This window comes from Bacillus sp. bc15 (assembly GCF_900142585.1).
Classification (GTDB): Bacteria; Bacillota; Bacilli; order Bacillales; family Bacillaceae_G; genus Bacillus_A; species Bacillus_A cereus.
This window is the reverse complement of record NZ_FRBJ01000003.1, coordinates 238276-264429: the sequence shown is the minus strand read 5'-3', so window position 1 is coordinate 264429 and position 26154 is coordinate 238276. Positions and strand designations below refer to the sequence as shown.

Here is a 26154-nt window from a genome sequence, read left to right as displayed (position 1 = left end):
TTTTCACCCCTATTTATAGTATGAGATATCTCCTATTATCTTTACAAGAAGGAATGATACGATTTATGTAAATTTGTTTTTGTAGAAAAGAGAGTGTGATGAGTTTATGAAAAAATATAAAACATTGCTATTTGATGTAGATGATACATTATTAGATTTCCAAAAGGCTGAAAAAGTGGCTTTACGGGTGCTTTTTGAAGAGAAGGGAATCCCTTTAACAGACGAGATAGAGGCTCGTTATAAAAAAATAAATAAAGGTCTTTGGGATGCTTTTGAAAAAGGGGAACTATCACGCAATGAAGTTGTAAATACACGATTCTCTCTGTTGTTTAAAGAGTATGGAGAAGAAGTAGATGGAATATTATTCGAAAATAATTACCGTAACTACTTAGAAGAAGGAAATCAACTCATGCAAGGTGCGTTTGAATTTATAAATCAAATTCAAGGGGAGTATGAGTTGTATATAGTGACAAATGGTGTTTCTAAGACGCAAGATAAACGTTTGCGTAATGCAGGGTTACATTCATTGTTTAAAGATGTTTTTGTTTCGGAAGATACAGGTTTTCAAAAGCCGATGAAAGAGTATTTTGATTATGTTTTTGAACGGATTCCTAACTTTGCACCTGAAGAAGGGCTGATTATTGGGGATTCATTAAGCGCGGATATTAAAGGTGGATATGTAGCGGGAATTGATACTTGTTGGTTTAATTCAGAAAGGAAGTTAAATGATAGTGGGATTATACCGACATATGAAGTGCATAATTTTGAGGAGTTAGAAGCGTTATTAAAGCAGCATGTGTAATAAAAAAATAGACAGTGGAGCTTTCGTCTCCACTGTCTATTTTTGTTAATTTGTATTTTCGTTATGTTTTGGGAGTGGAAAGGCATTCCCAATAGCAGCTGCACCAAGCATTGGCAATAGTAAATTAAGCGGGAAAAACATAAGTAATAGCAATGTAATAGCTATTGGCTTTCGTAACGCATAGCTCGAAATTGCTGTCGTTACGATAGCAACGGATGCTACTGGATCTATAGGAAGAATAGATGCTATAGCGTATCCAATACTTGATCCGGAAAATATAATTGGGAATATATGTCCACCCCGCCACCCTGTGTTCAAACAAACGGCAGTAATACACAACTTTAAAATCCCTGAAAGAAGTAGTATCCAAAAAGATAAATGGCTCCATTCAACAACTAACTCTTTTAATTGATGTTCCCCTGAAAATAATGTGTACGGAAGAAAAGTTCCTGCAATTCCTAATAAAATGCCACCGATAATTCCGAGTGTCAGCTTGTATTCCCTAAAAGGGTGAATTAACTTCTCTAATGTGAATTCTAACTTGAAATAAAAGAAACCAACTATAGCACCGATACTAGCAAGTGGAAGAAATGCGATCCATTCATTGAAAGAAAGTGCACCTTCCCCGAAATCAACAATAAAGGATCCACGATTATCGAGTTTACTCAGTAGTAAATAAACAGAAAAACCTGCGAAAGTAGTAGCTAAGTATACAATTGCCTTTTTTCCTTTAGAAAAAGCAGCAATTTGTTCCCCCTCATTTTCATTCGGTGCTAAATAACCGAATAATGGTGCGTTAAAAATGACACTTAAAGTAGCGCCAATTCCAATCTCGGTTAGCTCATTCATACCCTTTAAGGCAAATTTAAAGCGATCCCCTACCCATGTGCACAGTCCGCCTATAATTCCAACTAGTGCGGCTTCTGGACCAAGACTAGCTCCGAAAATTAAAACAATAATCGCTGTTAAAGTAGCCTGATGGACAAAGCGATATTCGATTCGACCAGTTTTTTTATATTCAGTCATCACTTCAGGCATAAGGCGTGGATATATACCGAAATATTTTTGTGATAGACCAACGAGGACCCCGCCAATTATTGTTACGCAAAGGGTGTAATAAGAGGGATAAGAGAGAACTTCAGGCAAGTATCCCCAAATAAAGTGGATTCCAATATTTATTGTGACTAAAAATAACCAGACTGTAGCTCCTACTATAGATCCTAGAAGAATGCCATATAGAGCAAGTATGTACTGCATATCTTTTTTATTTGTCATGTTATACCTCCGTTATGTAAATCTCAGTAGGGAAAAAGTGAAATATACTAGTGGAAAATGGATTGAATATATATAGTATCTTTTTGAGAGGACCGCCTATTCAACATATAGGCTGAATTTTAGAGAATTTGAATTTATAGGTTAAATTACTTATTTAATTTTATAGACTGATTTGAGTTTTTTAAAGGTCTTTTTTGAAATAGACTAGAATATATTTCTTTTGTTGCTTTATATGAAACTGTTAACATTTATTTTAGAACATTCAGAAAAACTGTTTGACATTAGAAAATTATTGCTATAAAATCAACGGTAATTGCATAGTCTTATCAAGAAAAGGTGGAGGGACAGGCCCGATGAAACCTTGGCAACAGCCGTATAACGGAATTGTGCCAAATCCTGCAGGTAGTAATCCTGAGAGATAAGAAAGAGCCTTTAGAGCGTGTTTTCAAACTGCTCCTTTCTTGTTTTCAGGAAAGGGGCAGTTTTTTATTTTGTATAAAAGAAAGGAGAATGAGAGATGGGAGAATCATGGGGAAAAGGAACGATTTGTGTGCAAGGTGGCTATACGCCAAAGAATGGTGAACCACGTGTTTTACCACTTTATCAAAGCACAACGTATAAATACGATACTTCGGATGATTTAGCAGCTCTATTTAACTTAGAGGCAGAAGGATATATTTATACGCGTATTGGAAACCCTACTCTAGCCGCATTTGAGCAGAAGTTATCAGATTTAGAAGGCGGTGTAGGAGCTGTTGCAACGGCTTCTGGGCAAGCAGCTATTATGCTCGCAGTTTTAAATATTTGTAGTAGTGGGGATCATTTACTTTGCTCTTCAACTGTTTACGGGGGAACGTTTAATTTATTTGGGGTGAGTTTACGTAAGCTTGGCATTGATGTTACGTTCTTTAATCCAAATTTAACGGCAGATGAAATTACGGCACTTGCTAACGATAAGACGAAACTTATCTATGCAGAATCATTAGGAAATCCAGCGATGAATGTTTTAAATTTCAAAGAATTTTCAGCTGCCGCTAAAGAATTAGAGGTACCTTTTATCGTTGATAATACATTAGCAACTCCTTATTTATGCCAAGCGTTTGAATATGGGGCAAATATTATTGTTCATTCTACGACTAAATATATCGATGGGCATGCGAGCTCTTTAGGCGGTATTGTAATTGACGGTGGAAACTTTGATTGGACAAATGGAAAATATCCTGAGCTTGTTGAACCAGATCCAAGTTATCATGGTGTAAGTTACGTTCAAAACTTTGGTGCAGCAGCATATATTGTGAAAGCACGTGTTCAACTATTAAGAGATTATGGAAATTGTATGAGCCCATTCAATGCATATATTAGCAATATTGGCTTAGAGACTTTGCATTTACGAATGGAGCGTCATAGCGAAAATGCTCTGGCAGTTGCTAAGTGGCTTGCTAATCATGAACGTATTGAATGGGTGAATTATCCGGGATTAGATAGTAATGAAAATTACTCGTTAGCACAAAAGTATTTGAAAAAAGGTGCTAGTGGGGTTTTAACATTTGGTATTAAAGGGGGATTAGAAGCAGCAAAAGAATTTATCGCAAATGTAAAACTAGCAACTCTTGTAACGCACGTAGCTGATGCACGAACTTGCGTTATACATCCCGCTAGTACGACGCATAGACAATTAAATGCTGAAGATCAGCGTTTAGCTGGTGTTACATCTGATTTAATTCGTTTATCGGTTGGTATAGAAGATGTTTCTGATATTATTGCAGATTTGGAAGCAGCTCTAGTTGGAGGCAAAACACATGCCGATCATAATTGATAAAGATTTGCCGGCTCGCAAAGTGTTGCAAAAAGAAAATATTTTTGTAATGACGAAGGAGCGAGCAGAAACACAAGATATACGCGCTTTGAAAATTGCTATATTAAATTTAATGCCAACGAAGCAAGACACAGAGGCACAATTACTTCGCTTAATTGGAAACACACCGTTGCAATTAGATGTTCATTTACTTCATATGGAATCACATCTGTCTCGTAATGTAGCGCAGGACCATTTAACGAGCTTTTATAAAACGTTTCGTGATATTGAAAATGAAAAATTTGATGGGCTCATTATTACAGGAGCACCAGTTGAAACTCTTTCTTTTGAAGAAGTAGATTATTGGGAAGAGCTTAAACGTATTATGGAGTATTCAAAAACGAATGTAACATCTACGCTCCATATTTGCTGGGGGGCACAGGCTGGTTTGTACTATCATTATGGTGTTCCAAAGTATCCCCTTAAGGAAAAAATATTCGGTGTATTTGAACATGAGGTTTGCGAGCAACATGTGAAATTGTTACAAGGATTTGATGAATTGTTTTTTGCTCCGCATTCTCGTCATACAGAAGTACGAGAGAATGATATTAGAGAAGTGAAAGAATTAACATTGTTAGCAAACTCTGAAGAAGCAGGTGTTCACCTTGTTATTGGGCCAGAAGGAAGGCAAGTTTTTGCCCTTGGACATAGCGAATATAGTTGTGAGACGTTAAAACAAGAATACGAACGAGATCGTGACAAGGGATTAAATATTGATGTGCCAAAAAACTATTTTAAACATAATAATCCAGATGAAAAGCCGCTTGTTAGGTGGAGGAGTCATGGTAATTTATTGTTTTCTAATTGGTTGAATTATTACGTGTATCAAGAAACCCCTTATATATTGTAAAGAAAGATTGTGTAACACGTGGCAACGTTTTCCTTGTAAAGATTAACTTATATTTTCCCGAATGTTCAAAATATATTGTTTTTCAGATTTTTTACTCATATAATTTCATCTAAACACAATTTTTGAGGGGTGGACAGTACTATGAAAGAAATTCAAGTTGGGTTATTAGGTCTTGGGACAGTTGGCAGTGGTGTGGTTCGTATTATTACGGATCATCAAGAACGACTCATACACCAAGTAGGTTGTCCAGTTAAGGTAACGAAAGTATTAGTGCAAAACATTGAGAAAGAGAGAGAGGTAGAGGTACCTTCTACTCTATTAACACAAGATGCAAATGAAATTTTAGATAATCCAAATATTGATGTTGTCATCGAAGTGATGGGTGGCATTGATGATGCAAAATCATATATTTTACAAGCTTTAAAAAGCGGAAAGCATGTTGTAACTGCAAATAAAGACTTAATGGCATTACATGGAGCTGAATTATTAGCGACAGCAAAAGATAATAAGGCTGATTTATTCTATGAGGCGAGTGTGGCAGGAGGAATTCCAATTTTACGCAGTATCGTAGAAGGACTTTCTTCAGATCTTATTACGAAAGTAATGGGAATTGTAAATGGAACGACAAATTTTATTTTGACGAAAATGTCAGACGAAGGGAGAGCATATAACGACGTGTTAAAAGAAGCCCAACAACTTGGATTTGCAGAAGCAGATCCAACATCAGACGTAGAAGGTTTAGATGCAGCAAGAAAAATGACGATTTTAGCTACTCTTGGTTTCTCTACAAATGTAGAGCTTGGAGATGTGAAAGTAAAAGGGATTACCTCTATTACAGAGGAAGATATTGAATACAGTAAGAGCTTAGGTTATACAATTAAATTAATCGGTCTTGCAAAACGAGATGGTGAAAAATTGGAGGTTACAGTTGAACCAACTTTACTTCCAAATACACATCCTCTTGCGGCAGTACAAAATGAATATAACGCTGTGTATGTGTACGGTGAAGCAGTTGGAGAAACGATGTTTTATGGACCAGGCGCAGGAAGTTTACCGACAGCGACAGCTGTTGTTTCGGATTTAGTTGCTGTAATGCAAAATATTAGATTAGGGGTAACAGGAAATAGTGCTGTAGTCCCACAATATCAAAAAGTATTAAAAGAGCCAGACGAAATTGTCGTGAAAAAGTTTTTAAGACTTCATGTAAAAGACGAAATTGGTGTATTTGCAAAAATTACTTCATTGTTCTCTGAGCGTGGCGTTAGCTTTGAAAAGATTATTCAAATGCCGCTTGAAGAGAAAGGAAAGGCTGAAATTGTAATTGTAACGCATCGTGCGTCTCTTGCTGATTATGATTATATTCTACATACGTTGCAAGGGTATGAAGAAATCGATTGTTTGAAAGCGAACTATCGAATTGAAGGGGATGCTAAGTAGTATCTCTTACCATAAAACAGAAAGAGCCTATTAAGCAGCTTGCTTAATAGGCTCTTTTCTATTTAAAATCTGCGTACCAACTTGAATAAATGCTTGGATAATCCAGCCTGTTGTAAAGGATAAGATGATTGTTCCAAAATAGATAGGTCCATCTAATAAAAAGCTTAACGTTAAAAATAAAAAGGCTAATGAAATCTCTGTTCTTCTAAACGTCCATTTTTTCTTTTCAGCAACCGTTAAAACGAAAGCTTCTTGAGGCGCTGCGCAAAGGTTTGTAGAGACGTAAAGACCAATTCCAGCTCCAACGAATAGATTTCCGCAAATAAGTGTTATATATTTTGGAAGAGAGCGGATAGCGTCCATAATAGTTGTAATGGAACCAATCCAATCAACAAAAAGAGAAATAAGAACCATCGTTACAATTGTACCGATTGTAATTTGTTTTTTATTCCAAAAGAGTACGATAAGTGTAAAGGCAAAGTTAATCATGAAAATCCAAAAACCAATGCTTATCCCAAAATTTTGATATAGTGCAATAAAGAAGGAATCATAAGGACTAAGTCCAAAGGAAGTAATTGTTGTCATCATATTAATACCGATGGCAAGAATGAGTAAACCGCCAATGAAAAATATATATTCTAATTTGAATCGAAGCATAGTTGTATATCCTTTCTAAATGTATTTGCTAGGAAAGGATATATTGTGGAAAGCTTACCAGGTCAAGGGAGAATTTTTGTGAGAAGGGGAAAATGAGATGACAAATATAAGAAAGATTGCTGAACTTGCTGGAGTATCTGTTTCAACTGTTTCACGTGTACTAAATAATCATCCGTACGTAAATGAACAGAAACGAAAAGAAATTTTAGCAATTATAGAAGAATTAAATTACACGCAAAACGTGAATGCAATTCATTTAGTGAAAGGAAAAACGAATGTAATTGGCGTTTTATTGCCACACGTAAATAATCAATATTATAGTGCTATTATCGAGGGGATATCAAAAGAAACAGCAAAGAATAATTATAATATGATGCTTTGCCAGACAAATTATAGCGAAGAAAGAGAACTAGAAATTTTAAATATGTTAAAAATGAAAAAGCTTGATGGGGTTATTATTTGTTCTCGGACAAATAGTAAAGAGAAGCTTGAAGAATATACGAAATTCGGCCCGATTGTTATGTGTGAAGAAATAGATTCGAAGTATATTTCAAGTGTCCATATCGATTACTACAAAGTATTTTCACGTGGGATGAAAAGCTTAATAGATGCCGGTCATACACGTATTGGATATTGTATTGGAAGAAGTAATAGCGTTAATAGCCAAAGACGAAAGAAGGCGTACGAAGATTCGCTTCAACAGAGTATCGTAACATCGTTAGAGACCTGGAAATTTGAGGGATGTTTTACAGTGGAAGATGGACGCAATGTAATTAGAGAATGGGCTCATATGTCAGTAAAACCGACGGCGTTCCTTGTATCTTGTAACCATATTGCAGCGGGGATGGTTACAGAAGCAAAAAAACAAGGATTTCGTATTCCAGAGGATATTACGATTATCGGGTGTGATGATCAAGAGGTGGCAGATATATTGGGTATAACGACGATTTCGCATTCTAGTAAAAACGTTGGAGTGAAAGCGTTTGAATTATTATATGAAAAGATTAGTGAAGAGAAATTAGATGTGAAGCATATAGAGTTATTACCAGAGTTAGTAGATAGAGAAACGACATAATTGAGAAGGTGTGAAAATCGCTTTTCAAAATTTCGTTTGGTATAATTATGGACAATCTATGAGGGCTAAAAGGGGTTTTGATATGAGATCAAAAGTAGTAAAAGTAATTCTACTGATTACAATTGCATCTTTCTGTTTATTTGCATATGGCTTTGTTTCAGGTGTAAATGATGTATTAAATCCGAAAGCTTCAAATTTAATTAAAAAGACCGATGTAGTGGCAAAAGAGAAAAAGAAAACGGGAACGTTACAAATCGTTAGTTTAGGTGATTCATTAACGCGTGGCGTTGGTGATAAAGAAGGAATTGGCTATGTTGGGCGAATGAAAGAGGATTTACAAAAAGATTATAAGCAAAAAATTGCATTAACAAATTTAGCAGTTAGTGGTGCAAAAATGCCCGATTTATTAAAACAAATTGAAAGTAGTGGCGCTCAATATTCAATTAAGCAAGCAGATGTAATCGCGTTAACGATCGGCGGGAATGATTTGTTCCCAGGCTGGGAATCGCTCGGGAAAATAGATTTAGAGACGTATCGTCCTGATACAGAAACGTTTCAAAATGAAGCAAAGAAAATTATAGAAGAAATTCGTAAATTAAATGCAAATAGTCCGATTTTTTGGCTTGGTTTATACAATCCTTTTGAAGATGTAGAAGATTTAAAAGGGTCTTCAAACATTGTTGTGGACTGGAATGCATCTTTAGAGAAGTTAGCGCTAAACGATAAAAATGTGTATATTACACCGACAATTGATTTATTCCAAAACCGCGGGAAAGATTTATTATACTCTGATCATTTTCATCCGAATGAAGTAGGTTATACGTATATGGCAGAACGTTTAGTTCAAAATGTTGTAAGTAAATTAAAACTAGAACAAGGAGGGGTAAAATGACGACGATACTTTCCGTACGAGACTTGAAGAAGGTAATTGGAAACAAGACTCTTGTAGAGAATATTTCCTTTGATGTAAAGCAAGGAGAAGTGTTCGGGTTCCTAGGACCAAACGGTGCTGGAAAGACGACTACTATTCGAATGTTAGTCGGATTGATTAAGGCGACAGAAGGTAAGATTTCTATCGGTGGTTATTCGATTAAGGAAAATTTCAGAGAAGCGATGCGTCAAATTGGGAGTATCGTTGAAAACCCAGAGTTGTATACATATTTAACAGGATGGGAAAATTTAAAGCAATTTGCTCGTATGTTAGGTGATATATCAGATGAACGTATTATTGAAATTGCTGAAATGGTTCATTTAGATGAAAGAATTCATGACAAGGTAAAAACGTACTCACTTGGTATGAAACAACGCCTTGGAATTGCACAGGCGCTCCTTGGGAATCCTAAATTGCTTATATTAGATGAGCCAACGAATGGTTTAGATCCAGCAGGGATTAGAGAACTTAGGGAATTTATACATAAGCTTGTGAAAGAAGAAAATATGAGCGTGTTTATTTCAAGTCACTTGCTAAGTGAAGTGCAAATGATATGCGATCGCGTTGCTATTATTCATAAAGGAAAGATGATAACAGTTGCCAAAGTTGAAGAATTAATTAAAACAGCAAGTGATCGTGTAGAATGGATTGTTACACCAACTTCTAAGGCGAAAGATATGCTAGAAGCGGCCGAGGAAATAAGAGAAGTGAGTGTAAAAGGCGAGCGATTACTATGCCGCATGGATATTGCATCTATAAGTAGTTGGAATAAAAAATTTGTAGAAAATGAAATAGATGTACATAGCGTTAAGGAGCTTGTATTTACGCTAGAAGATTTATTTATTGAACTCACAAGGGGTGAGCAGCATGCGTGAATTTGCGAATCTAGTTTTAAATGAATCAGAAAAGATTTACCGTAAGAAACGTATTTTTGTTGTCATGCTTATTTTAGCAATCTTGATCCCGCTTTTTGTGTACGCGCAGTATCGTGAAATAGAAACGACACAAAAAAGACTCGGTACAACTGATTGGAAGGTTTCATTGCAACAGCAAATTGTTGATTCTCAGAACCGGTTGAACAATTCTAGGTTGCCAGAAGAATGGCGTGATTGGTTAAAGGTAAGAGTTGAGCAACAACAATATTATTTAGATCATGATATTAACCCAATGGCACCGGGTGCACCGACTTTTGTCAGAGCATTTATTGAACAAGGAATTACATTGTTTATTCCGCTTCTCGTAATGATTGTCGCTATTGATATCGTTTCAGGAGAACGAAGTGATGGGACAATGAAGATGTTACTTACGCGGCCGATTCGGCGCTGGAAAATACTCCTTAGTAAATACGTGACGATGTTATTTTTCATTTCGCTCATACTGTTTCTTGTAGGTTTGTTTGCTTACATATTATCAGGGCTTGTATTTGGATACTCGGGATGGAATTTACCTGTTTTAACAGGATTCGTCATTGATAAGGAAACGTTAAATACGAACTTTGTGCATCTTATTCCGCAGTGGCAATACATCTTAATGGCGTATGGACTAGCCTGGTTTGTTGCTATCGTTGTCGGAACTATATCATTTATGGTCTCTGTTTTAATTCGTAATACACCAGCTGGTATGGGCGTTATGCTAGCTGCATTAATTGCAGGCGGTATCTTAAGCTCGTTCGCAACATCTTGGGAAGGTGCGAAATATATTTTTAGCGTGAATTTATCATTAACGGATTATTTATCAGGAAAATTACCTGCATTACAAGGCTTATCAATGGGATTTTCTTTGATGAATTTAACTGTTTGGGCAGTTGTTTCCCTTATTATTTCGTTCTTAGTATTTACAAAACAGGATATGTTGAATTAATTAGACAGGAAGTGACAGTATGGAAAATGTTTTAAAGAATGATTGGGGACCATTATTGGCACCAGAATTTGAGAAAGAGTATTATCGTACTCTATCCAGTTTTTTGACAGAAGAGTACAGCACGCATATTGTTTATCCGAAGGTAGAAGATATTTTTAACGCTCTTCAGTATACAAGTTATGAAAATACAAAGGTTGTTATTTTAGGACAAGATCCATATCATGGACCGAATCAAGCGCATGGTTTAAGTTTTTCTGTACAACCTGATGTTAAAACACCACCATCATTGTTAAATATGTATAAAGAACTTCGAGATGAATATGGTTATGAAATCCCGAATAACGGTTATTTAGTAAAATGGGCGGAACAAGGAGTATTACTACTAAATACTGTATTAACAGTTCGTCAAGGCGAAGCAAATTCTCATAAGGGAAAAGGATGGGAGCACTTCACAGATCGTGTGATTGAACTGTTGAACGAACGTGCAAAGCCAGTTGTTTTCATATTGTGGGGGCGCCATGCGCAGGCGAAGAAGAAGTTAATTACGAATCCGAATCATCATATTATCGAATCTGTACATCCAAGCCCATTATCGGCAAGACGTGGTTTCTTTGGTAGTAAGCCATACTCTAAAGTAAATACGATTTTAGCTAATATGGGAGAAAGAGAAATTGATTGGGAAATTCCAAATTTATAAATAGAAAAGGTAGTTAACAGTCGTTAACTACCTTTTTATTATTGTTGTTCGTTCTTTAATTTTGCATCTAGTACAAAAGTACCAAATGGGATAACTGATGAAACAAATGCTCCAAGTGCCCATAAAATTGATTTACGGTGTACGATTGTTACTTGAATTACTGCAAAGATGAATAGAATAAACAGAACACCATGAGCCATACCTGTAATTTTAACAGCTGTTGCAAATCCTGCGAAATATTTCAATGGCATTGCTACAAATAATAGTAATAGGAAAGAAATACCCTCAACTAGTCCAATTGCTCTTAATCGTCCGATTGGTGTAGATAACATAAAGTAGCCTCCTTTAACGTATGCTTGTATATAGTAAATTTGTATTCTTTTTCAAAATAAAATAGTCTATTTTGTTTCATTATATACAAAAAGAAAGTTTACACTACGAGAATAGTGCAAAGTTCAAAATATAGTCACAAAAGCATGAGAATTTAAATAAAAACCTATTTGAAGTATTTGACTTCAAATAGGTTTTGTGAATGAAAATATTAAACAAGTACATCCGTTTTTAAAACGAATTTCTCTACAACTTTTGCGACACCATCATTCATATTTGTATCTGTTACGTAGTTTGCAATTTCTTTAATATCATCAGGTGCATTGCCCATTGCAACACCAAGACCAGCAAATTCAATCATTGCTTGGTCGTTATAGCTATCGCCCATTGCGATAACTTCTTCACGCTTAATGCCAAGCTTTTGAATCAGTTTGTTTAAGCTCGTTCCTTTTGTAACACCGGCTTCAGTAAATTCTAAGAAGAATGGTTTCGAACGCATCACGCTTAATTGGCCTTCTAGTTGTTTTTGCAGTTTTGCTTCTACCGTTTGTAAATGCTCTGGATTTTCTACCATCAATACTTTTACAACTGGTTGTTGTACAGATTCTTTCAGGTTATTTACTTCTACGATTGGCATACCCGTAATTTGACCTTCAATTTCAGTATAAGAGTTGTTTTTTTCAGTGATAATATCGTCGCCAATGTATGTGTGAATCCATACATTTTCTTCTTTACTAATATCATATAGACTGTGAACGATTTCAGGGGGTAACGTACTACTGAATAACTCTTCATCTGTTTTACAGTTAATAATTTTTGCGCCATTAAAGGAAAGAATGAAGCTACCGTACTCTTCTAAATGTAATTCTTTTGCAATTGTACGCATTGCGAATGTTGGACGTCCAGAAGCAAGTACAACCTTTACCCCTTGCTCTTGTGCAGTCATTAACGCTTCTTTCGTACGAGGTGAAATAGTATGGTCATCACGTAATAAAGTATCATCTAAATCTAAAACAATCATTTTATAAGTCATATAGAAAATTCCTTTCTTTAATTGAAATCAAAATACATGTTCATGAAGATGTTGAGGAATAATAGTAAGACATCAAACCTCTTTGAAAAGAAGTAGATAAATCATTATGAGTGTGTTGCTCATAATATCGGTTAATAATCATTGGGGATGGATAAAACCCCAATGATTCAAGTTTGATTTTATCGTAACAACTCTAAAGGTAGAGTGCAATAATGGAAGTTTTCCAATTTACGATATTTGTTTTGCTGTGGAACGAGAAAATAGTATTTCTAGCAAAATGGCCATTACAGATCCAAGAACGAGACCGTTACTTAAAAACGATGCTAGAAATGGTGGAAGTGTGGAATATGCTCCTGCTGGAACAAACATAACTCCGACTCCTGTGAAGATTGAAAGACCGGCTACTTTAAATAATTGTTCTTTATCCTGGACAGTTTCGTATTCTCGAAAGGCGAGGCCAATCATGCTTGCGAATACAGGATAAATAGCGGCATAACCAACTGCAACAGGGATCGCTGCAAAGAATGAAGTAATCTTTGGGAATATACTAACGACAATAATAAAGCTTGACCCTAATATAAAAGGGAGACGTTTATAAATATTAGTCGTTGCAATAAAACCTGCTGATCCAGAAATAGCGACAGGCCCAATAGCTGAAAACAGGCCGCCTAGCAATTGGTTGATTCCTGTTATAATGCCGGCTTGTTTAAAACGATCTGATGCAGCATTTTCTTCATATTTAGAGACAACCTTTTGTACAACGCGAATACTTGCTAACATATTTGTTAGAAGTAAGAGTGTAACAAATATGACCGTAATTACCATATTCCATTCAACACGAGGCATGCCGAAAACAAATAAGGACGGAAAACGGATTATGTCTGTCACTGGTGTTATTGGATTAGATAATCCGAAGCATGCGAATAATATCCAGCCGCATATGATACTGAAAAGAACGGAATATTGTCCAATAATAGGTAGCTTCATGATGAAAAAGGATAGTAAAATAACAATGAGTGAAAGAATAAATACGTTAGGTTGTACTTCTGTATGTTTTCCATCAAGGCCAAACATTCCCTTTAAGAAGGAGCCACTGAGTTGCGCGACAAGAAGAAATAAATACGTTCCAATGACTGTCGGTGTAAAATAGCGAACGAGTTTATCAATAAGTCCAAAAACGCTAAGAATAATACAAATAATACCGCTTAATAAGAAAGCATATTGAAGAACTTTAAGTGTCTCATTGCTTGATCCAAATAATACGACGCCTAAACTTGCGTAAAGGGAGAAAATTCCCCACCAAAGGCCAGCAGGACCTTCTTGAATAGGAAGTTTATGCCCAAATATAGCTTGCAAGAGACCTGCAAAGCCTAGAACAAATAATGTTCTTTGTACGAATGCAATGGCTTCAGCGCCATCAAGACCATAACTAGTTGCGACACTAATTGGTACAATAAGGCTTCCAGCTAAAATAAATAGTGCCCATTGTAAGGCGGAAAGAAATGTCTTCATTATATCAACCTCTTTCATAGATTCCGTATCTAGTATATACGTATTTTATTTCCACTGGCAAAGATTGTAGATAGAGAAAAGAGTTGAAACACGGTATGAATGCACGTAAGCAATTATGGATAGCAGTTATATGTATGACTTTTGTTGTAATTCTAGGAACGATAGGATTTATGACAATTGAAGAGATTAGTTTGTTTCAAGCATTTTGGATGACGATGATTACTGTATTGACTGTTGGATACGGAGATGCTGTTCCTGTAACGCAAGCAGGGAAAGTATTTGCGCTCCTTATTATTCCTGTTGGTGTAGGTATTGTTACGTATGCAATTGGGGTAGTGGCAGCTATGATTATTGAAGGGAATTTATTTCATGCAGTACGGAGGAAGAAGATGGATAAACAAATAGCGCAGTTGAAAAATCATATTATAGTATGTGGTTGCGGTAGAGTGGGGCTTCAAGTTGTACATGAATTGCAAGAAAAGATCATTCCATTTGTCGTTGTTGATAAAGATGAAAGTATATTGGAGCAGGAAAAGCTTTTATTTGTACATGGAGATGCAACGGAAGATCAAGTATTACATAATGCCGGAATTTTAAAAGCAGCTGGTTTAGTTGCTATTGTTGCAAATGATGCCGAAAATGTATTTATTACATTAACAGCAAGAGGATTAAACGATACGATTAAAATTGTGGCGAGATCTGAAAAGCCAGAAACTGAAGAGAAATTAAGGCGTGCTGGTGCAAATAAGGTTATTAATCCATCTAGTATGGCAGGTATTCATATAGCAAAAGGTATTGCAAATCCATTAACCGTTCATTATATTGATACAGTGTTGTATGGAGTAGAACAGTCATTTGTCATTGAAGAAATTCTAGTTGGCAAAGATTCAATACTAGTCGGTAAATCGTTACTAGAGAGTAATGTAAGGAATCAGTTTGATGTAACGATATTAGCGATTTCAAGAAATGGTAATATTATACATAATCCAACGGGGCAGGAAAAACTACAAGAACATGATATGATAATAGTATTTGGTTCAGTAGAGAAACTGGGACAATTTGAGAAAGAATTACAAAGTACGAGGTGATAAGGAATGCAAATATCTAGTGACAAGATTTTAAATAAAATGGCGAATGAAATTGCGAAGGCAAAAAGTAGCGAAGGACAAAAGTCAAAAGAACATTTATTAGTTGTGCGTGCTTTATGCGATTTACTATTAGATGAACAGGTTGAATCTTCTACGTATAGGGAGCCGCAAATTCAATCGCAAGTAATTGGATCACAGCCTATAACAACAGTTCAACCAGTTATACCAGTTTCTGGAGAACCTGTGTATATAAAAGAAGAAGGTGCAAATGGTAATTCTTTATTTGATTTTTAAGAATTAAATCGTTTGGCTTATATGAAAAAATTGCTTATGATAAAGGTAAAAAAGGGGAATTAAGATGAAAATTTTCTTTTTACTAGGTTGTATTGCAGCGGGGCTATCTGTTGCGTTAGGGGCCTTTGGAGCACACGGTTTAGAAAATAAAATTTCTGCGAAAATGTTAGAAGTTTGGAAAACAGGCGTTACATATCAGATGTTTCATGCAGGTGGATTATTCGTAGTTGCTTTATTGATGGATAAGGTTCAATCATCACTTTTAACTACTGCTGGTTGGCTAATGGTAGCTGGGATTATTATGTTCTCAGGTAGTTTGTATGCATTAAGTACGACAGGCATTAAGTTCTTTGGCCCAATTACACCTCTTGGTGGTGTAGCGTTTATTGTGGCGTGGATTCTAGTAGGGACTGCAGTTGTAAAAGGATTATAAAAAACAAAAGCTGGCATTTGCCAGCTTTTTTTATGGTCTTGGAGTATAAGTTGCTTGTTGACTAGGTAAATACGTAATTTCTTCTGGAAATTCTACGTAATCTAAGTAGATCATTAATAGTAAATAGCGTTTTCCTGATTGCGGTTCACTAATAACGATATGGTCACGGCCGGCTGCTTCAATAATACCTGTATAAGATTGTGTACCAAGGGAACTGCCACGTTCATAAGTCATTACAACTGTAGCTTGCTTACCTTTGTTTAAACGAAGGATATTTTCAATATAGGATTGCTCTAGAGGTAACATGCCCTGAGAAATTGCATATTGAGCTTGCGCAGCTTGAGCTGTTTGTTGTTGCATTGCTTGCTGTTGTTGTTGAGTCATTTGTTGTGGTTGGACATAAGTTCCAGATGGTTGATAAAAACCTGTTCCATAGTACGGATTTTGTTGCTGTGCCATTCAAAAATCCCTCCTCATTTTCATCTCTTAATATACGCTAGGACAGTCTTCACCAGATGGTTGGAAGAAGCAGTGCTTTTTGAAGCGACCAGAGTTTTGTTGGTTATACCAAGTTGGTGGACAAGGACCTTCAGGTCTAAAGAACCATAAGGCAAAGTTAGCGGGCCAAAAACGTTGTCCTTGAATAGTTCGCCTTGCTAAGGCGATATCTTGTTCACGGGCTCTTTGATAAAAATATCCTTTTTGTGTTGCCTCAAAACCACCAGGATTTTGATACACCATTTGACGTAAATTACGAATACTTTTAAAGTCTAAACAATTTCCGCGGACACGATTTACCCCAACGTTTCCGACCATTAACATTCCTTGTTGCCCTTCTCCTTCGGCTTCAGCACGCATCAGTCTAGCTAACAACTTTACATCTGCTTCGTTATAAGCAATAACACCCATTATGTGTCACCTCTCTTTTTGTAATACCTTTTGGAAAGAGGTTTATTTCTAGATGAAGTGTGGAACAATTACTAGTTCATACGTATGAGAAAAAGGACTCAGATATGACAACCAAACGAAGTTTTACATTGAGAGAGGAAAATAAAAAAAGCTAGCTTTTCATCATTAAAATACTTTAGACCATAAGTTTGAGAAGAAATCTCCAATAGAGCGCATTGTTAGCACAAACCAATTTGCTTTTTCAACTTCCTCTGTTGTTTTTGCAGTAACTTTCATACTTTTACTACCGTCTAAGAAACCATATTTATCAGTTGATTCTAAAGTAATTGAGCCTACTTTAGCATCTTTCTTAACAGGAGCAACTAAATGTCCATCTTCAGCAAGAGATTTATCTAATTCAGTCCCAATTTTATAAGGATCTTTGCTACCTTTTTTCGCAATTACTGTTATTTCTTTTTCAGGTGCAACCGTTACTTGATCTTCTTTCCCTTTTACTACAGAGATTGTGTTATTTTTATCAACCTTGAGCTTTTGTTTTTCGAAGTTATTAAATCCATATTCGATTAATTCACGAGATTCTGTGAAGCGCTCGTCCATTGATTTCGTTTTAATAATAACCGAGATAAGACGTAAATCACCGCGTTTCGCAGTAATAGTAAATCCATATCCAGCTGTATCAGAACTTCCTGTTTTTAAACCATCAGTACCTTCATAAGCGAAGGCAGCTCCTGGTAACATCCAGTTCCAGTTTTCCATACGAATTGGTTTTGGATGATTGTCTGGGAAGTTTCTAAATCTTTGTTTTGTATCCTCTAGCATTTCTGGATACTTTGTAATAATCGTTTTTGCGAGAATACCCATATCGCGAGCTGACATGGAGTTTTCTCCAGTCGGATCGGTTCCTTCAGGATGTTTTCCTTTTAAATCAGCATTATTTAACCCGGTAGAGTTTACAAATTTATATTTCTTTAACCCTAGCTTTTTTGCATGTTCATTTGCAAGATTTAAGAAGTTTTTCTCACTTCCTGCAAGAAGTTCTGCTAAAGCAATACTAGATCCGTTTGCAGAGAATATAACAATAGAATGATATAATTCTCTTACAGTATATTGACGTCCTTTCTCAAATGGTACGTTAGAGAATTCATTATTACGTGAGACTTCATAAGCGTAATCGGAAATATTTACTTTCGTATCCCAAGTAATTTTCCCTTCTTTAATTGCTTCTAAAACAGCGTAAACAACAATTAATTTTGACATACTAGCAATAGCTAGCAGTTCGTCTGGGTTTTGTTCATGCAGTATTTTCCCTGTATCTGCATCAAATAGAAGTGCAGCAGCAGCTTCTATTTGTATTTTTTCTTCCGCATGGGATGTTGTTACTCCTAAGGAAGAAATTGACAATAGAAGCGCTAGTAAAATAGACAAAATTTTCTTCATATAAATTATCACCTTCGCATCGTTATTAGCATATAGCTCGTACCATTTTAGCATGAATTTGGATATAGAAAAGTTACAATTTTGTAAGGAATTTGTCGGTTTTTGTTCGAATTTGCGGGAAAAAGGAGTTTTTTGAGGAGAAATATAGAGGAAAATAAAAAAAGGAACGAATTTCGTCCCTTTTTCAATATTATATGTGTAAAAATTTCTCTACTTTTTCGTCTGGTAAGATGTTTCCAACGAAGAATGTTCCGAATTCACCATAACGAGCACTTACTTCATCGAAGCGCATTTCATATATAAGTTTTTTAAATTGAAGAACATCGTCAGCAAATAATGTTACGCCCCATTCGAAATCGTCGAATCCAACAGATCCTGAAATCACTTGGCGTACTTTACCTGCGTATTGACGACCAATTTTACTATGACTGTACATCATTTTTTTACGCTCTTCCATAGGAAGCATGTACCAGTTGTCATTACCTTGGCGACGCTTATCCATTGGATAGAAGCAAATATGATTTGCTTTCGGCAATTCAGGATATAAGCGAGCTAAAATTTGTGGGTTTTGGTATGGATCCTCATCAGCTGGAAGATAGTTGCTTAATTCAACAACAGATACGTAAGAATATGCAGGAACCATATATTCAGCTAAAGTTGTTTTATTCAATTCTGTCTCAATTTCATTTAACTCTTCCATTGTTGGACGTAAAATCATAAGCATAATATCAGCTTTTTGACCAACAACTGTATACATTGCGTGACTACCTTTTTTCGCAGTAGCTACTTCGTTCCATTTTTCAACGACATTTAAAAATTCAGACACTGCTTGTCCGCGTTCGTCGCTAGATAATGTTTTCCATGCAGCCCAATCAATAGAACGTAAATCATGTAAACAATACCAGCCATCTAACGTTGTTGTTGCTTCACTCATTCTATTCACCTCAGTTAATGATAGTTTTACACGTTAACTATAGCATATATAGTTTTAAAATCATCTATATAAAACCTTGGCGCATAAAATTGTCACATTTAAGGGTTTAAGTAAGGTGAATTTAACGGCTGAATTTTATGAAAATATAATCATTTTTATTTTATCTATTTTTTGGGAGCTATAAGTTTAAAATATAGAAGAAAAGCAGTATTCTTAAAGATAGAGTTTTTTTAACATATGTAGGAGGGTTTATTCGTGAGCAACTTATTTACAACAGTAAAAGAAAAAGTTCAAGGAAAAGGCATTTCTATCGTACTTCCTGAAGGAACTGATGAAAGAATTTTAGGCGCTGCAGAGCGTTTAGCGAAAGAAGAGTTAGTAAAACCAATCTTAGTTGGTAATAAGGAAGAAATTAGCGCAAAAGCTGCTAGCATGAATTTAACATTAGCAGGCGTTGATATTTACGACCCAGCTACATACGAAGAAATGGATGCAATGGTAGCATCTTTCGTTGAACGCCGTAAAGGTAAAGCAACAGAAGAAGACGCTCGCAAAATTCTTAAAGACGAAAACTATTTTGGTACAATGCTTGTATACATGGGCAAAGCACACGGTTTAGTAAGTGGTGCAGCTCACTCTACAGCTGATACAGTTCGTCCAGCACTTCAAATTATTAAAACAAAACCAGGCGTTACAAAAACTTCTGGCGTATTCATCATGGTACGTGAAGAAGAGAAATATGTATTTGCTGATTGCGCAATTAACATTGCACCAAACAGCCAAGATTTAGCTGAAATCGGTATCGAAAGTGCGAAAACTGCTGAGTTATTCGGCATTGATCCACGCGTTGCTATGTTAAGCTTCTCTACAAAAGGTTCTGCGAAATCTCCAGAAACAGAAAAAGTTGTAGAAGCAACTCGCATTGCAAAAGAAATGGCTCCTGAGTTAACTTTAGATGGAGAATTCCAATTTGATGCTGCATTCGTACCATCTGTAGCTGAGAAAAAAGCTCCAGGTTCTACAATTAAAGGTGATGCTAACGTATTCGTATTCCCAAGCTTAGAAGCTGGTAATATCGGCTACAAAATCGCTCAACGTTTAGGTAACTTCGAAGCAGTAGGACCAATCTTACAAGGCCTAAACATGCCTGTAAATGACCTATCTCGTGGATGTAACGAAGAAGAAGTGTACAAGTTAGCTTTAATTACAGCAGCTCAAGCACTTTAATTCTAAAATGAATTAGTATGGAAAATGACCACCCTAAGGGTGGTCATTTTTATTTTTCTAAGCCAAGTGCTTTATTATTACGATCAATAATACGTTGTAAATTCGTCTCATATAAAGGAATCTCATCTATTGTTAATTGAGATGGTGTTAACTTTGGAGCGAATTGCTGCAATGTTTTTAAAAGACGCATCATTAAATCTTGTACTGTAATGGTTTCGCCAAGTAATTCTGAGAGTGAGGCCATCGTACTTGGTACAATTTCAGGGTACGTAAAGCGTGTTTCTTTTCCTTGAATTGCTAGGTTGTAGAAATCACGAACGAGTGCGGCACGCTCAGAGCCACTTCCGGTAGCACAGAGATAAATTTGGACAGCGACACCGCCGCGAATACGACGTTGTGAAATACCAGCGAATTTTTGATCGCGAATACTTAAGTCATAACTACCAGGACAGTAAGAGCCAACAATTTCTTTTGCCTCGATAGTAACGTTGTAATCCTTTAACATCTCCTTAATTAAATGCCACATCGTATCGTATCCAAGATCAATATCGATACCTTTTTCTGTTTCTTGGAATAAAAGTGATACGTTTAAAACACCTTCATCAAGCACGACTGCAAGCCCGCCAGAATTACGAACAATAACATTGAAGTTGTGTTGTTTTAAAAAAGAAATACCTTCTTCTAAATGCGGAAGGCGTGAATCTTGAATGCCAAGGACAATTGTATTGTGATGAACCCAAGAACGCATTGTTGCGGATGACTTGCCATTTCCAATGCTTGTGCATAATGTGTCATCCATTGCGAATGACTGAAGTGCATGGAATGTTGGTCCCAAACTAGACTGATCTACAATGCGCCACTCTGGCTGAGATAAAATGGAACGGGAATTGCTCATATAACTAACCCCTTATCTTTAAAATGACAATCTCTATTATAGCAAAAAATGAAGAATGGAGTTTTCTCACATATAAAGGGGGAGCTTAAAGGTGAAATAATAAAAAGGATGCATTACATGCATCCTTTTTATTCTGCAATTTTTTCTAAATTACCGTTTCGGTCCATTCGGAAAGATGTTTGAGAACGTTCTTCGTCATCCATGACTGCCAATTTACGAGCTCGGTTCATAATGTTCATAAGTGTTTCGTAATCTTCTTGTACAGTATGAGATTGCTTTTCTAACTTTTCTAGTTTCTTTTCTAGTTCCTCATTCCGAAGGATTTGTGCTTTAATTTCTTGTTTCAATCTCGTATTCTCGTTTTCAAGAGCTGTCACTTTTATATTTGAAGATCCGACTGTTTGTAAAAAATAAATAACATCTTGCATTGTCATAGAGCTTCTTGCAGCAGGAGCAGTAGATTCTTGATATGGAATAGCTTCTTTATATTGTACGATTGATTCCTCTTGTACTAATTCTTCATAATCAGTTATCGAATCTGAAGCTGGTGGTGTATAAAGTAAACGTTTTTTCGCTTGTTCACCGCTTGCAGCACGCATTTTATCTTTACGATGTTTTTTTGCTAGTTGAAGAGCTTGTTCATAGCTATAGCGAACGACAGCATTCCAGCGGAAACCACAAGCAGCAGATGTACGATTTAACTGATCTCCTACTTCCTCAAATGCATTTAATTGCGTACTTCCTTCTCGAACATGACGAAGTACCGTTTCAGCAAGTAATAAATCATCCTCATCTGTCCAAGCATCTTGTCTTACTTTCATAGATTCAACTCCCTTTCTTTTTATGAACTTCCTATTTTTATAATGGGCAAAAAAATAAACTTTTATACAAAGCTTTTAAAAATATGGTAGATTTCGATGAAAGGTAAAAATTTTCCCATGAATGGTGAGCGCTTCTGTAGGAGAGCATATAAATATGTAGCATTATGTAGAGAATAGGCTTTGTAGGGAAACTTGCAACGAGCTTCAAAGAGCGGTAAAATACCATTTAGTGTTTATTTTTAAACGTACTTGAGAAAAGTTTAAAATAGAGGAAGTGTTATATAATGGGAAACGAATTTCGCGTGTGCGATGACTGTCAGGCAACGAACGTTAAAACGTTAGTTCCGAAGTTAAAAAAAGTAGATTCATGTGCAACGATTGAAGTTGGATGTCAGTCTTACTGTGGTCCTGGTCGTAAAAAATCATTCGCATTTGTAAATAACCGTCCAGTTGCGGCTCCAACAGAAGATGAGTTAATCGTAAAAATTGAAGCAAAGTTAAATAAGTAAGAAAAAGAAGAGTGAAAAGATTACTCTTCTTTTTTTATGCCCATAAGAGGAAAGATTTATTCTGCGAAAGTACTCTTGTGTAGACGAACGTTTTCTAAAGGATGGATATAACTTTTGTATTAAAGTTCCAATTTATATAAATTTATATTTCAAAATAATGGTTGACAGTCTTTTAAAGCGATAGGTAGAATAGAAGTGTCTGATTCTGAGAATCATTATCAGGAAAATAACAATTCACCTAATTTTTTTATTACTATTTGAGAATAAATTTCATTTTAATAAATATATGTTGTTGGTTAGGATGGTTGAGGGATGGAAGCGAGCGCAAGCAGTATAGAACAGCAAGAAGAGAATGTTAAAGAGATTAAGAGCAGACCGCTCATCGCTTCTATTATTTTAGTAGCGGGTACAATTTTGTTAGCTTTAAGCATGGCAGTTTCTATTTCTTTTGGGGCTGCAGATATTAGTTTAAAGACTGTATGGCAAGCTGTATTTCAGTTTGATGGATCTATTACACATCATAATGTAATTCAAGAGCTTCGCATGCCTAGAGCAATAGGGGGCGTAGTTGCAGGTGCCTTTTTAGCGGTATCAGGAGCAATTATGCAAGGTATGACGAGAAATCCACTTGCTTCACCATCGTTAATGGGGATTACAGATGGGGCTGTATTTGGAATTGCAATTATGTATGCATTTTTCCCTAATTCACCTTATTTACTGTTTGTTATCGCATCTTTTATTGGAGCTGCGTTTGGTGCAAGCATTGTATATGGAATTGGGTCTTCTTCACCAGGTGGATTAACACCTGTGAAATTAGCTTTAGCAGGTGCAGCTATTAGTGCTTTATTAGGGGCAATTTCATCTGGAATCGCATTGTATTTCAATCTTGCCCAAGAGGTGAGCATGTGGAATGCAGGCGGAGTTGCTGGAGTGAAATGGCAAAGCATTAATATGTTAGTGCCAATTGGCCTTGTTTGCCTTTTTATCGCAATTATGATGTCGAGATATATTACAATTTTGAGCTTCGGTGAAGAAATTGCAATTGGACTTGGTCAAAATACGACATTAATTAAATTTATCGGAACAGTACTTGTTCTTGTTTTAACGGGTTCCGCAGTTTCCATGGCAGGATCAGTAGGGTTTGTTGGTCTTGTAATCCCGCATATGACTCGTTTCCTTGTAGGCTCGGACTATAGATGGGTTATTCCATGTTCTGCGGTCTTAGGCGGGCTGTTAATTGAATGTGCAGATATGTTATCTCGCGTTATTAACCCGCCATTTGAAACGCCAATTGGAGCAATTACAGCGCTAATTGGGGTTCCATTCTTCCTCTACTTAGCACGTAATGAAGGGAGAGGAAAGATGTGAGGACGAGTGTCTTAACAAAAAAGAACATTTCTATATTAACGATTTTAGTAGGACTAATCGTTTCTATATTTCTTATTAGTTTAAATACAGGAACTTTTAAAATACCCCCAATGGACGTATTAAAGTCATTGGTTGGACTAGGGGGTGAAGATCAGTCTGTTATTTTATTTGAATTCCGTATGCCGCGTATGGTAATTGCTATACTAGTCGGATCTGCTTTAGCTATGTCAGGTGCGATTTTGCAAGGTTTATCACGAAATCCACTTGCTGATCCAGGTATTATAGGGATTAATGCTGGAGCGGGATTAACAGTTGTTATATTCGTCTACTTCTTCTTCGGGAAAGTAGGGACTGGTACATTTTTATCTGTATTCATTCTTCCATTTTTCGCACTAGTTGGAGCGATATTAGCAGCGGTAATTATTTATTTATTAGCATGGAAAGACGGCGTTTCATCGACTCGATTAATACTAGTCGGTATTGCCGTTGCAGCTGGATTTGGAGCTGTTAGTTTAATTTTCTCTATGAAGATGACATCTAACGATTTTCGTTTTGCTACGATTTGGCTGGCGGGAAGTCTATGGGGTACAGATTGGAAATTCGTATTAAGTGTACTTCCATGGATGGTTATTTTCTTACCGCTTGCTATAAGTAAAGCACACATATTAAATGTAATGAACCTAGGCGATTCTACAGCAGTTGGCCTTGGTGTAAATGTAGAAAAAGAAAGACGTAAATTATTATTTATTGCAGTTTGTTTAGCGGGTGCATCTGTTGCTGTTGCCGGTGGAATTGGCTTTATCGGTTTAATGGCCCCGCATTTAGCAAGGCGCCTTGTTGGTGGCAAACATCAAATCATGTTGCCCACAGCTGCGCTAATAGGAACGTTTTTACTTTTATTCGCAGACGTAATTTCAAGAAGTGTACTAACAACTTCAGAAATACCAGTCGGTCTTGTTATTTCTGTAATTGGTGCACCGTATTTCATTTATTTACTTATGAGGACAAAATAAAGGGAGGCTTTTCGTATGGCAACTTTAGTGGTTGATGCGGTATCTGTTGGCTATAATGAAGGTTTAATTATTGATGGATTAACAGTTGAAATTCCGGAAGGGAAAATTACAACAATTATTGGACCAAATGGTTGTGGGAAGTCCACATTATTAAAAACGGCGTCTCGTATTTTGAAGGCAAAGCAAGGTACTGTTTATCTTGACGGAAAAGCAATTGAGAAACAGCCAACGAAAGAAATTGCAAAGAAAATGGCGATTTTACCACAAACTGCAGAAGTACCAACGGGTCTTACTGTATTTGAGCTTGTGTCATACGGAAGATTCCCTCATCAAAAAGGGTTTGGCACGTTGAAAGAAGAGGATTATCGCTACATTAACTGGGCACTTGAAGTGACAGGAATGAAAGAATTTGCGAATCGTCCAGCAGAAGCACTATCAGGTGGTCAACGTCAACGTGTGTGGATCGCAATGGCTCTTGCGCAAGGAACAGAATTACTTGTATTAGATGAACCAACAACGTACTTAGACATGGCTCATCAATTAGAAGTATTAAACTTATTGAAAAAATTAAACGAAGAAGAAGGTAGAACGATCGTTATGGTTATCCATGACTTAAACCACGCTTCTCGTTTCTCAGATCATATGATTGCATTAAAAGCAGGTAAGTTAATGAAACAAGGAACACCAGATGAAGTTATGACAAGTGAAACACTTCGTAACGTATTTGAGATTGAAGCTCAAATCGTTCCATGTCCAGTAAACTGTAAGCCAATTTGCTTAACATATGATTTAGCGATGATTAGTAATCAATTGCGTAAAAAAGCTTAAGTAGAACCCCCTCGTGAAGAGGGGGGACTTCTAATGGACGTTGAGCTTCTTATATAAGAACGGGAAGTTGAACGCCCGTTAGAA

Annotated in this window: 28 protein-coding genes and 1 riboswitch; of the genes, 17 read left to right on the top strand and 11 right to left on the bottom strand. The window is 36.3% G+C overall.

The annotated features are described in order from the left end of the window. Positions 1-106 precede the first annotated feature (106 nt). Positions 107-802, top strand: coding sequence for a YjjG family noncanonical pyrimidine nucleotidase (locus BUA87_RS15070; protein WP_071713915.1), 696 nt, complete (start codon positions 107-109; stop codon positions 800-802). Between the two features lie 45 nt (positions 803-847). Here BUA87_RS15070 and BUA87_RS15065 read toward each other — a convergent pair whose 3' ends face one another. Next, complete coding sequence (locus tag BUA87_RS15065; protein ID WP_000182472.1) at positions 848-2077, bottom strand: chloride channel protein; 1230 nt, start codon at positions 2075-2077, stop codon at positions 848-850. Between the two features lie 320 nt (positions 2078-2397). Beyond that, positions 2398-2502: riboswitch (SAM riboswitch) on the top strand. A 92-nt stretch (positions 2503-2594) separates the two neighbouring features. Between BUA87_RS15065 and BUA87_RS15060 the strand changes: the two genes are divergently transcribed. The 3 genes from BUA87_RS15060 to BUA87_RS15050 all read left to right on the top strand — a co-directional run bounded on the left by BUA87_RS15060 (position 2595) and on the right by BUA87_RS15050 (position 6219). Then, entirely contained in the window at positions 2595-3893 is a 1299-nt protein-coding gene (locus BUA87_RS15060) for a bifunctional O-acetylhomoserine aminocarboxypropyltransferase/cysteine synthase (protein WP_000504786.1), read from the top strand. Continuing rightward, positions 3877-4782, top strand: a complete 906-nt coding sequence (metA, locus tag BUA87_RS15055) for a homoserine O-acetyltransferase MetA (protein ID WP_072940159.1) — start codon at positions 3877-3879, stop codon at positions 4780-4782. Before BUA87_RS15060 ends, metA begins: the two co-directional genes overlap by 17 nt. Positions 4783-4923: 141 nt before the next feature. Continuing rightward, positions 4924-6219 (top strand): homoserine dehydrogenase, encoded by a 1296-nt coding sequence (locus tag BUA87_RS15050; RefSeq protein WP_000659109.1) that lies wholly within the window; start codon positions 4924-4926, stop codon positions 6217-6219. Between the two features lie 30 nt (positions 6220-6249). Here the strand turns inward: BUA87_RS15050 and BUA87_RS15045 are convergent, their stop codons facing one another. Then, positions 6250-6876, bottom strand: a complete 627-nt coding sequence (locus BUA87_RS15045) for a YczE/YyaS/YitT family protein (RefSeq protein ID WP_000943411.1) — start codon at positions 6874-6876, stop codon at positions 6250-6252. A 97-nt stretch (positions 6877-6973) separates the two neighbouring features. Here BUA87_RS15045 and BUA87_RS15040 point away from each other — a divergent pair, with 97 nt between their 5' ends. The 5 genes from BUA87_RS15040 to BUA87_RS15020 are packed head-to-tail and all read left to right on the top strand — an operon-like array spanning position 6974 to position 11439. Next, positions 6974-7951, top strand: a complete 978-nt coding sequence (locus BUA87_RS15040) for a LacI family DNA-binding transcriptional regulator (RefSeq protein WP_072940156.1) — start codon at positions 6974-6976, stop codon at positions 7949-7951. A gap of 10 nt (positions 7952-7961) precedes the next feature. After that, positions 7962-8843, top strand: a complete 882-nt coding sequence (locus BUA87_RS15035; protein ID WP_142953283.1) for an SGNH/GDSL hydrolase family protein — start codon at positions 7962-7964, stop codon at positions 8841-8843. Further along, positions 8840-9757, top strand: coding sequence for an ABC transporter ATP-binding protein (locus BUA87_RS15030; protein WP_072940149.1), 918 nt, complete (start codon positions 8840-8842; stop codon positions 9755-9757). The genes BUA87_RS15035 and BUA87_RS15030 overlap by 4 nt, the downstream gene beginning before the upstream one ends. Next, positions 9750-10742: an ABC transporter permease subunit gene (locus tag BUA87_RS15025; protein WP_001206475.1), complete on the top strand. Its 993-nt coding sequence runs from the start codon at positions 9750-9752 to the stop codon at positions 10740-10742. Before BUA87_RS15030 ends, BUA87_RS15025 begins: the two co-directional genes overlap by 8 nt. A 19-nt stretch (positions 10743-10761) precedes the next feature. After that, positions 10762-11439 (top strand): uracil-DNA glycosylase, encoded by a 678-nt coding sequence (locus BUA87_RS15020; RefSeq protein WP_072940146.1) that lies wholly within the window; start codon positions 10762-10764, stop codon positions 11437-11439. Positions 11440-11477: 38 nt separating this feature from the next. Here BUA87_RS15020 and BUA87_RS15015 read toward each other — a convergent pair whose 3' ends face one another. From BUA87_RS15015 to BUA87_RS15005, 3 genes are all read right to left on the bottom strand, one after another. Continuing rightward, a complete protein-coding gene (locus tag BUA87_RS15015) occupies positions 11478-11771 on the bottom strand; it encodes a DUF3817 domain-containing protein (protein ID WP_000953396.1) in 294 nt (97 codons plus the stop codon). A gap of 209 nt (positions 11772-11980) precedes the next feature. Beyond that, positions 11981-12802: a Cof-type HAD-IIB family hydrolase gene (locus BUA87_RS15010; RefSeq protein ID WP_072940143.1), complete on the bottom strand. Its 822-nt coding sequence runs from the start codon at positions 12800-12802 to the stop codon at positions 11981-11983. 228 nt (positions 12803-13030) lie between these two features. Beyond that, positions 13031-14314, bottom strand: coding sequence for a purine/pyrimidine permease (locus BUA87_RS15005; protein ID WP_000847031.1), 1284 nt, complete (start codon positions 14312-14314; stop codon positions 13031-13033). Positions 14315-14409: 95 nt separating this feature from the next. On the opposite strand from BUA87_RS15005, the gene BUA87_RS15000 reads away from it, so the two are divergent. The 3 genes from BUA87_RS15000 (at position 14410) to BUA87_RS14990 (ending at position 16129) form a co-directional block, all read left to right on the top strand. After that, positions 14410-15402 carry a potassium channel family protein gene (locus tag BUA87_RS15000; RefSeq protein ID WP_072940140.1) on the top strand — a complete coding sequence of 331 codons (993 nt, stop codon included), beginning with the start codon at positions 14410-14412 and terminating at the stop codon, positions 15400-15402. Positions 15403-15408: 6 nt separating this feature from the next. Continuing rightward, positions 15409-15696, top strand: a complete 288-nt coding sequence (locus tag BUA87_RS14995) for a YwdI family protein (RefSeq protein WP_001167346.1) — start codon at positions 15409-15411, stop codon at positions 15694-15696. A gap of 64 nt (positions 15697-15760) precedes the next feature. Beyond that, positions 15761-16129, top strand: a complete 369-nt coding sequence (locus BUA87_RS14990; RefSeq protein WP_000688315.1) for a DUF423 domain-containing protein — start codon at positions 15761-15763, stop codon at positions 16127-16129. A gap of 30 nt (positions 16130-16159) precedes the next feature. Here the strand turns inward: BUA87_RS14990 and gerQ are convergent, their stop codons facing one another. From gerQ to hemQ, 4 genes are all read right to left on the bottom strand, one after another. Beyond that, complete coding sequence (gene gerQ, locus BUA87_RS14985) at positions 16160-16588, bottom strand: spore coat protein GerQ (RefSeq protein ID WP_000068652.1); 429 nt, start codon at positions 16586-16588, stop codon at positions 16160-16162. Positions 16589-16615: 27 nt separating this feature from the next. Continuing rightward, the gene (gene cwlJ, locus BUA87_RS14980; RefSeq protein WP_000538155.1) at positions 16616-17038 is read right to left on the bottom strand and encodes a cell wall hydrolase CwlJ; all 423 of its coding nucleotides are present in this window, start codon (positions 17036-17038) and stop codon (positions 16616-16618) included. A gap of 165 nt (positions 17039-17203) precedes the next feature. Then, entirely contained in the window at positions 17204-18475 is a 1272-nt protein-coding gene (locus BUA87_RS14975; protein ID WP_071713920.1) for a serine hydrolase, read from the bottom strand. 190 nt (positions 18476-18665) lie between these two features. After that, entirely contained in the window at positions 18666-19409 is a 744-nt protein-coding gene (hemQ, locus tag BUA87_RS14970; RefSeq protein ID WP_016079605.1) for a hydrogen peroxide-dependent heme synthase, read from the bottom strand. A gap of 255 nt (positions 19410-19664) precedes the next feature. Between hemQ and pta the strand changes: the two genes are divergently transcribed. Then, positions 19665-20636 carry a phosphate acetyltransferase gene (pta, locus tag BUA87_RS14965; RefSeq protein ID WP_000067215.1) on the top strand — a complete coding sequence of 324 codons (972 nt, stop codon included), beginning with the start codon at positions 19665-19667 and terminating at the stop codon, positions 20634-20636. A gap of 49 nt (positions 20637-20685) precedes the next feature. Here pta and BUA87_RS14960 read toward each other — a convergent pair whose 3' ends face one another. Together BUA87_RS14960 and BUA87_RS14955 are read right to left on the bottom strand one after the other, a co-directional pair. Further along, the gene (locus BUA87_RS14960) at positions 20686-21531 is read right to left on the bottom strand and encodes an octanoyl-[GcvH]:protein N-octanoyltransferase (RefSeq protein WP_071713922.1); all 846 of its coding nucleotides are present in this window, start codon (positions 21529-21531) and stop codon (positions 20686-20688) included. A 128-nt stretch (positions 21532-21659) separates the two neighbouring features. Beyond that, a complete protein-coding gene (locus tag BUA87_RS14955) occupies positions 21660-22352 on the bottom strand; it encodes an RsfA family transcriptional regulator (RefSeq protein WP_000868358.1) in 693 nt (230 codons plus the stop codon). A 284-nt stretch (positions 22353-22636) separates the two neighbouring features. Between BUA87_RS14955 and BUA87_RS14950 the strand changes: the two genes are divergently transcribed. The 4 genes from BUA87_RS14950 to BUA87_RS14935 all read left to right on the top strand — a co-directional run bounded on the left by BUA87_RS14950 (position 22637) and on the right by BUA87_RS14935 (position 26070). After that, the gene (locus BUA87_RS14950) at positions 22637-22861 is read left to right on the top strand and encodes a YuzB family protein (RefSeq protein ID WP_000526079.1); all 225 of its coding nucleotides are present in this window, start codon (positions 22637-22639) and stop codon (positions 22859-22861) included. A gap of 312 nt (positions 22862-23173) precedes the next feature. Next, a complete protein-coding gene (locus BUA87_RS14945) occupies positions 23174-24229 on the top strand; it encodes a FecCD family ABC transporter permease (protein ID WP_029443687.1) in 1056 nt (351 codons plus the stop codon). Beyond that, positions 24226-25242: a FecCD family ABC transporter permease gene (locus BUA87_RS14940; protein ID WP_001260759.1), complete on the top strand. Its 1017-nt coding sequence runs from the start codon at positions 24226-24228 to the stop codon at positions 25240-25242. Before BUA87_RS14945 ends, BUA87_RS14940 begins: the two co-directional genes overlap by 4 nt. 15 nt (positions 25243-25257) lie before the next feature. Continuing rightward, positions 25258-26070, top strand: a complete 813-nt coding sequence (locus BUA87_RS14935) for an ABC transporter ATP-binding protein (protein ID WP_072940136.1) — start codon at positions 25258-25260, stop codon at positions 26068-26070. The last annotated feature ends 84 nt before the right edge of the window (positions 26071-26154 follow it).

Bases quoted from the DNA above. Each gene is read 5' to 3' on its own strand.
- BUA87_RS15070 (WP_071713915.1), top strand. From the start codon at position 107: ATGAAAAAATATAAAACATTGCTATTTGATGTAGATGATACATTATTA.
- BUA87_RS15065 (WP_000182472.1), bottom strand. From the start codon at position 2,077: ATGACAAATAAAAAAGATATGCAGTACATACTTGCTCTATATGGCATT.
- BUA87_RS15060 (WP_000504786.1), top strand. From the start codon at position 2,595: ATGGGAGAATCATGGGGAAAAGGAACGATTTGTGTGCAAGGTGGCTAT.
- metA (WP_072940159.1), top strand. From the start codon at position 3,877: ATGCCGATCATAATTGATAAAGATTTGCCGGCTCGCAAAGTGTTGCAA.
- BUA87_RS15050 (WP_000659109.1), top strand. From the start codon at position 4,924: ATGAAAGAAATTCAAGTTGGGTTATTAGGTCTTGGGACAGTTGGCAGT.
- BUA87_RS15045 (WP_000943411.1), bottom strand. From the start codon at position 6,876: ATGCTTCGATTCAAATTAGAATATATATTTTTCATTGGCGGTTTACTC.
- BUA87_RS15040 (WP_072940156.1), top strand. From the start codon at position 6,974: ATGACAAATATAAGAAAGATTGCTGAACTTGCTGGAGTATCTGTTTCA.
- BUA87_RS15030 (WP_072940149.1), top strand. From the start codon at position 8,840: ATGACGACGATACTTTCCGTACGAGACTTGAAGAAGGTAATTGGAAAC.
- BUA87_RS15025 (WP_001206475.1), top strand. From the start codon at position 9,750: ATGCGTGAATTTGCGAATCTAGTTTTAAATGAATCAGAAAAGATTTAC.
- BUA87_RS15020 (WP_072940146.1), top strand. From the start codon at position 10,762: ATGGAAAATGTTTTAAAGAATGATTGGGGACCATTATTGGCACCAGAA.
- BUA87_RS15015 (WP_000953396.1), bottom strand. From the start codon at position 11,771: ATGTTATCTACACCAATCGGACGATTAAGAGCAATTGGACTAGTTGAG.
- BUA87_RS15010 (WP_072940143.1), bottom strand. From the start codon at position 12,802: ATGACTTATAAAATGATTGTTTTAGATTTAGATGATACTTTATTACGT.
- BUA87_RS15005 (WP_000847031.1), bottom strand. From the start codon at position 14,314: ATGAAGACATTTCTTTCCGCCTTACAATGGGCACTATTTATTTTAGCT.
- BUA87_RS15000 (WP_072940140.1), top strand. From the start codon at position 14,410: ATGAATGCACGTAAGCAATTATGGATAGCAGTTATATGTATGACTTTT.
- BUA87_RS14995 (WP_001167346.1), top strand. From the start codon at position 15,409: ATGCAAATATCTAGTGACAAGATTTTAAATAAAATGGCGAATGAAATT.
- BUA87_RS14990 (WP_000688315.1), top strand. From the start codon at position 15,761: ATGAAAATTTTCTTTTTACTAGGTTGTATTGCAGCGGGGCTATCTGTT.
- gerQ (WP_000068652.1), bottom strand. From the start codon at position 16,588: ATGGCACAGCAACAAAATCCGTACTATGGAACAGGTTTTTATCAACCA.
- cwlJ (WP_000538155.1), bottom strand. From the start codon at position 17,038: ATGGGTGTTATTGCTTATAACGAAGCAGATGTAAAGTTGTTAGCTAGA.
- BUA87_RS14975 (WP_071713920.1), bottom strand. From the start codon at position 18,475: ATGAAGAAAATTTTGTCTATTTTACTAGCGCTTCTATTGTCAATTTCT.
- hemQ (WP_016079605.1), bottom strand. From the start codon at position 19,409: ATGAGTGAAGCAACAACAACGTTAGATGGCTGGTATTGTTTACATGAT.
- BUA87_RS14960 (WP_071713922.1), bottom strand. From the start codon at position 21,531: ATGAGCAATTCCCGTTCCATTTTATCTCAGCCAGAGTGGCGCATTGTA.
- BUA87_RS14955 (WP_000868358.1), bottom strand. From the start codon at position 22,352: ATGAAAGTAAGACAAGATGCTTGGACAGATGAGGATGATTTATTACTT.
- BUA87_RS14950 (WP_000526079.1), top strand. From the start codon at position 22,637: ATGGGAAACGAATTTCGCGTGTGCGATGACTGTCAGGCAACGAACGTT.
- BUA87_RS14945 (WP_029443687.1), top strand. From the start codon at position 23,174: ATGGAAGCGAGCGCAAGCAGTATAGAACAGCAAGAAGAGAATGTTAAA.
- BUA87_RS14935 (WP_072940136.1), top strand. From the start codon at position 25,258: ATGGCAACTTTAGTGGTTGATGCGGTATCTGTTGGCTATAATGAAGGT.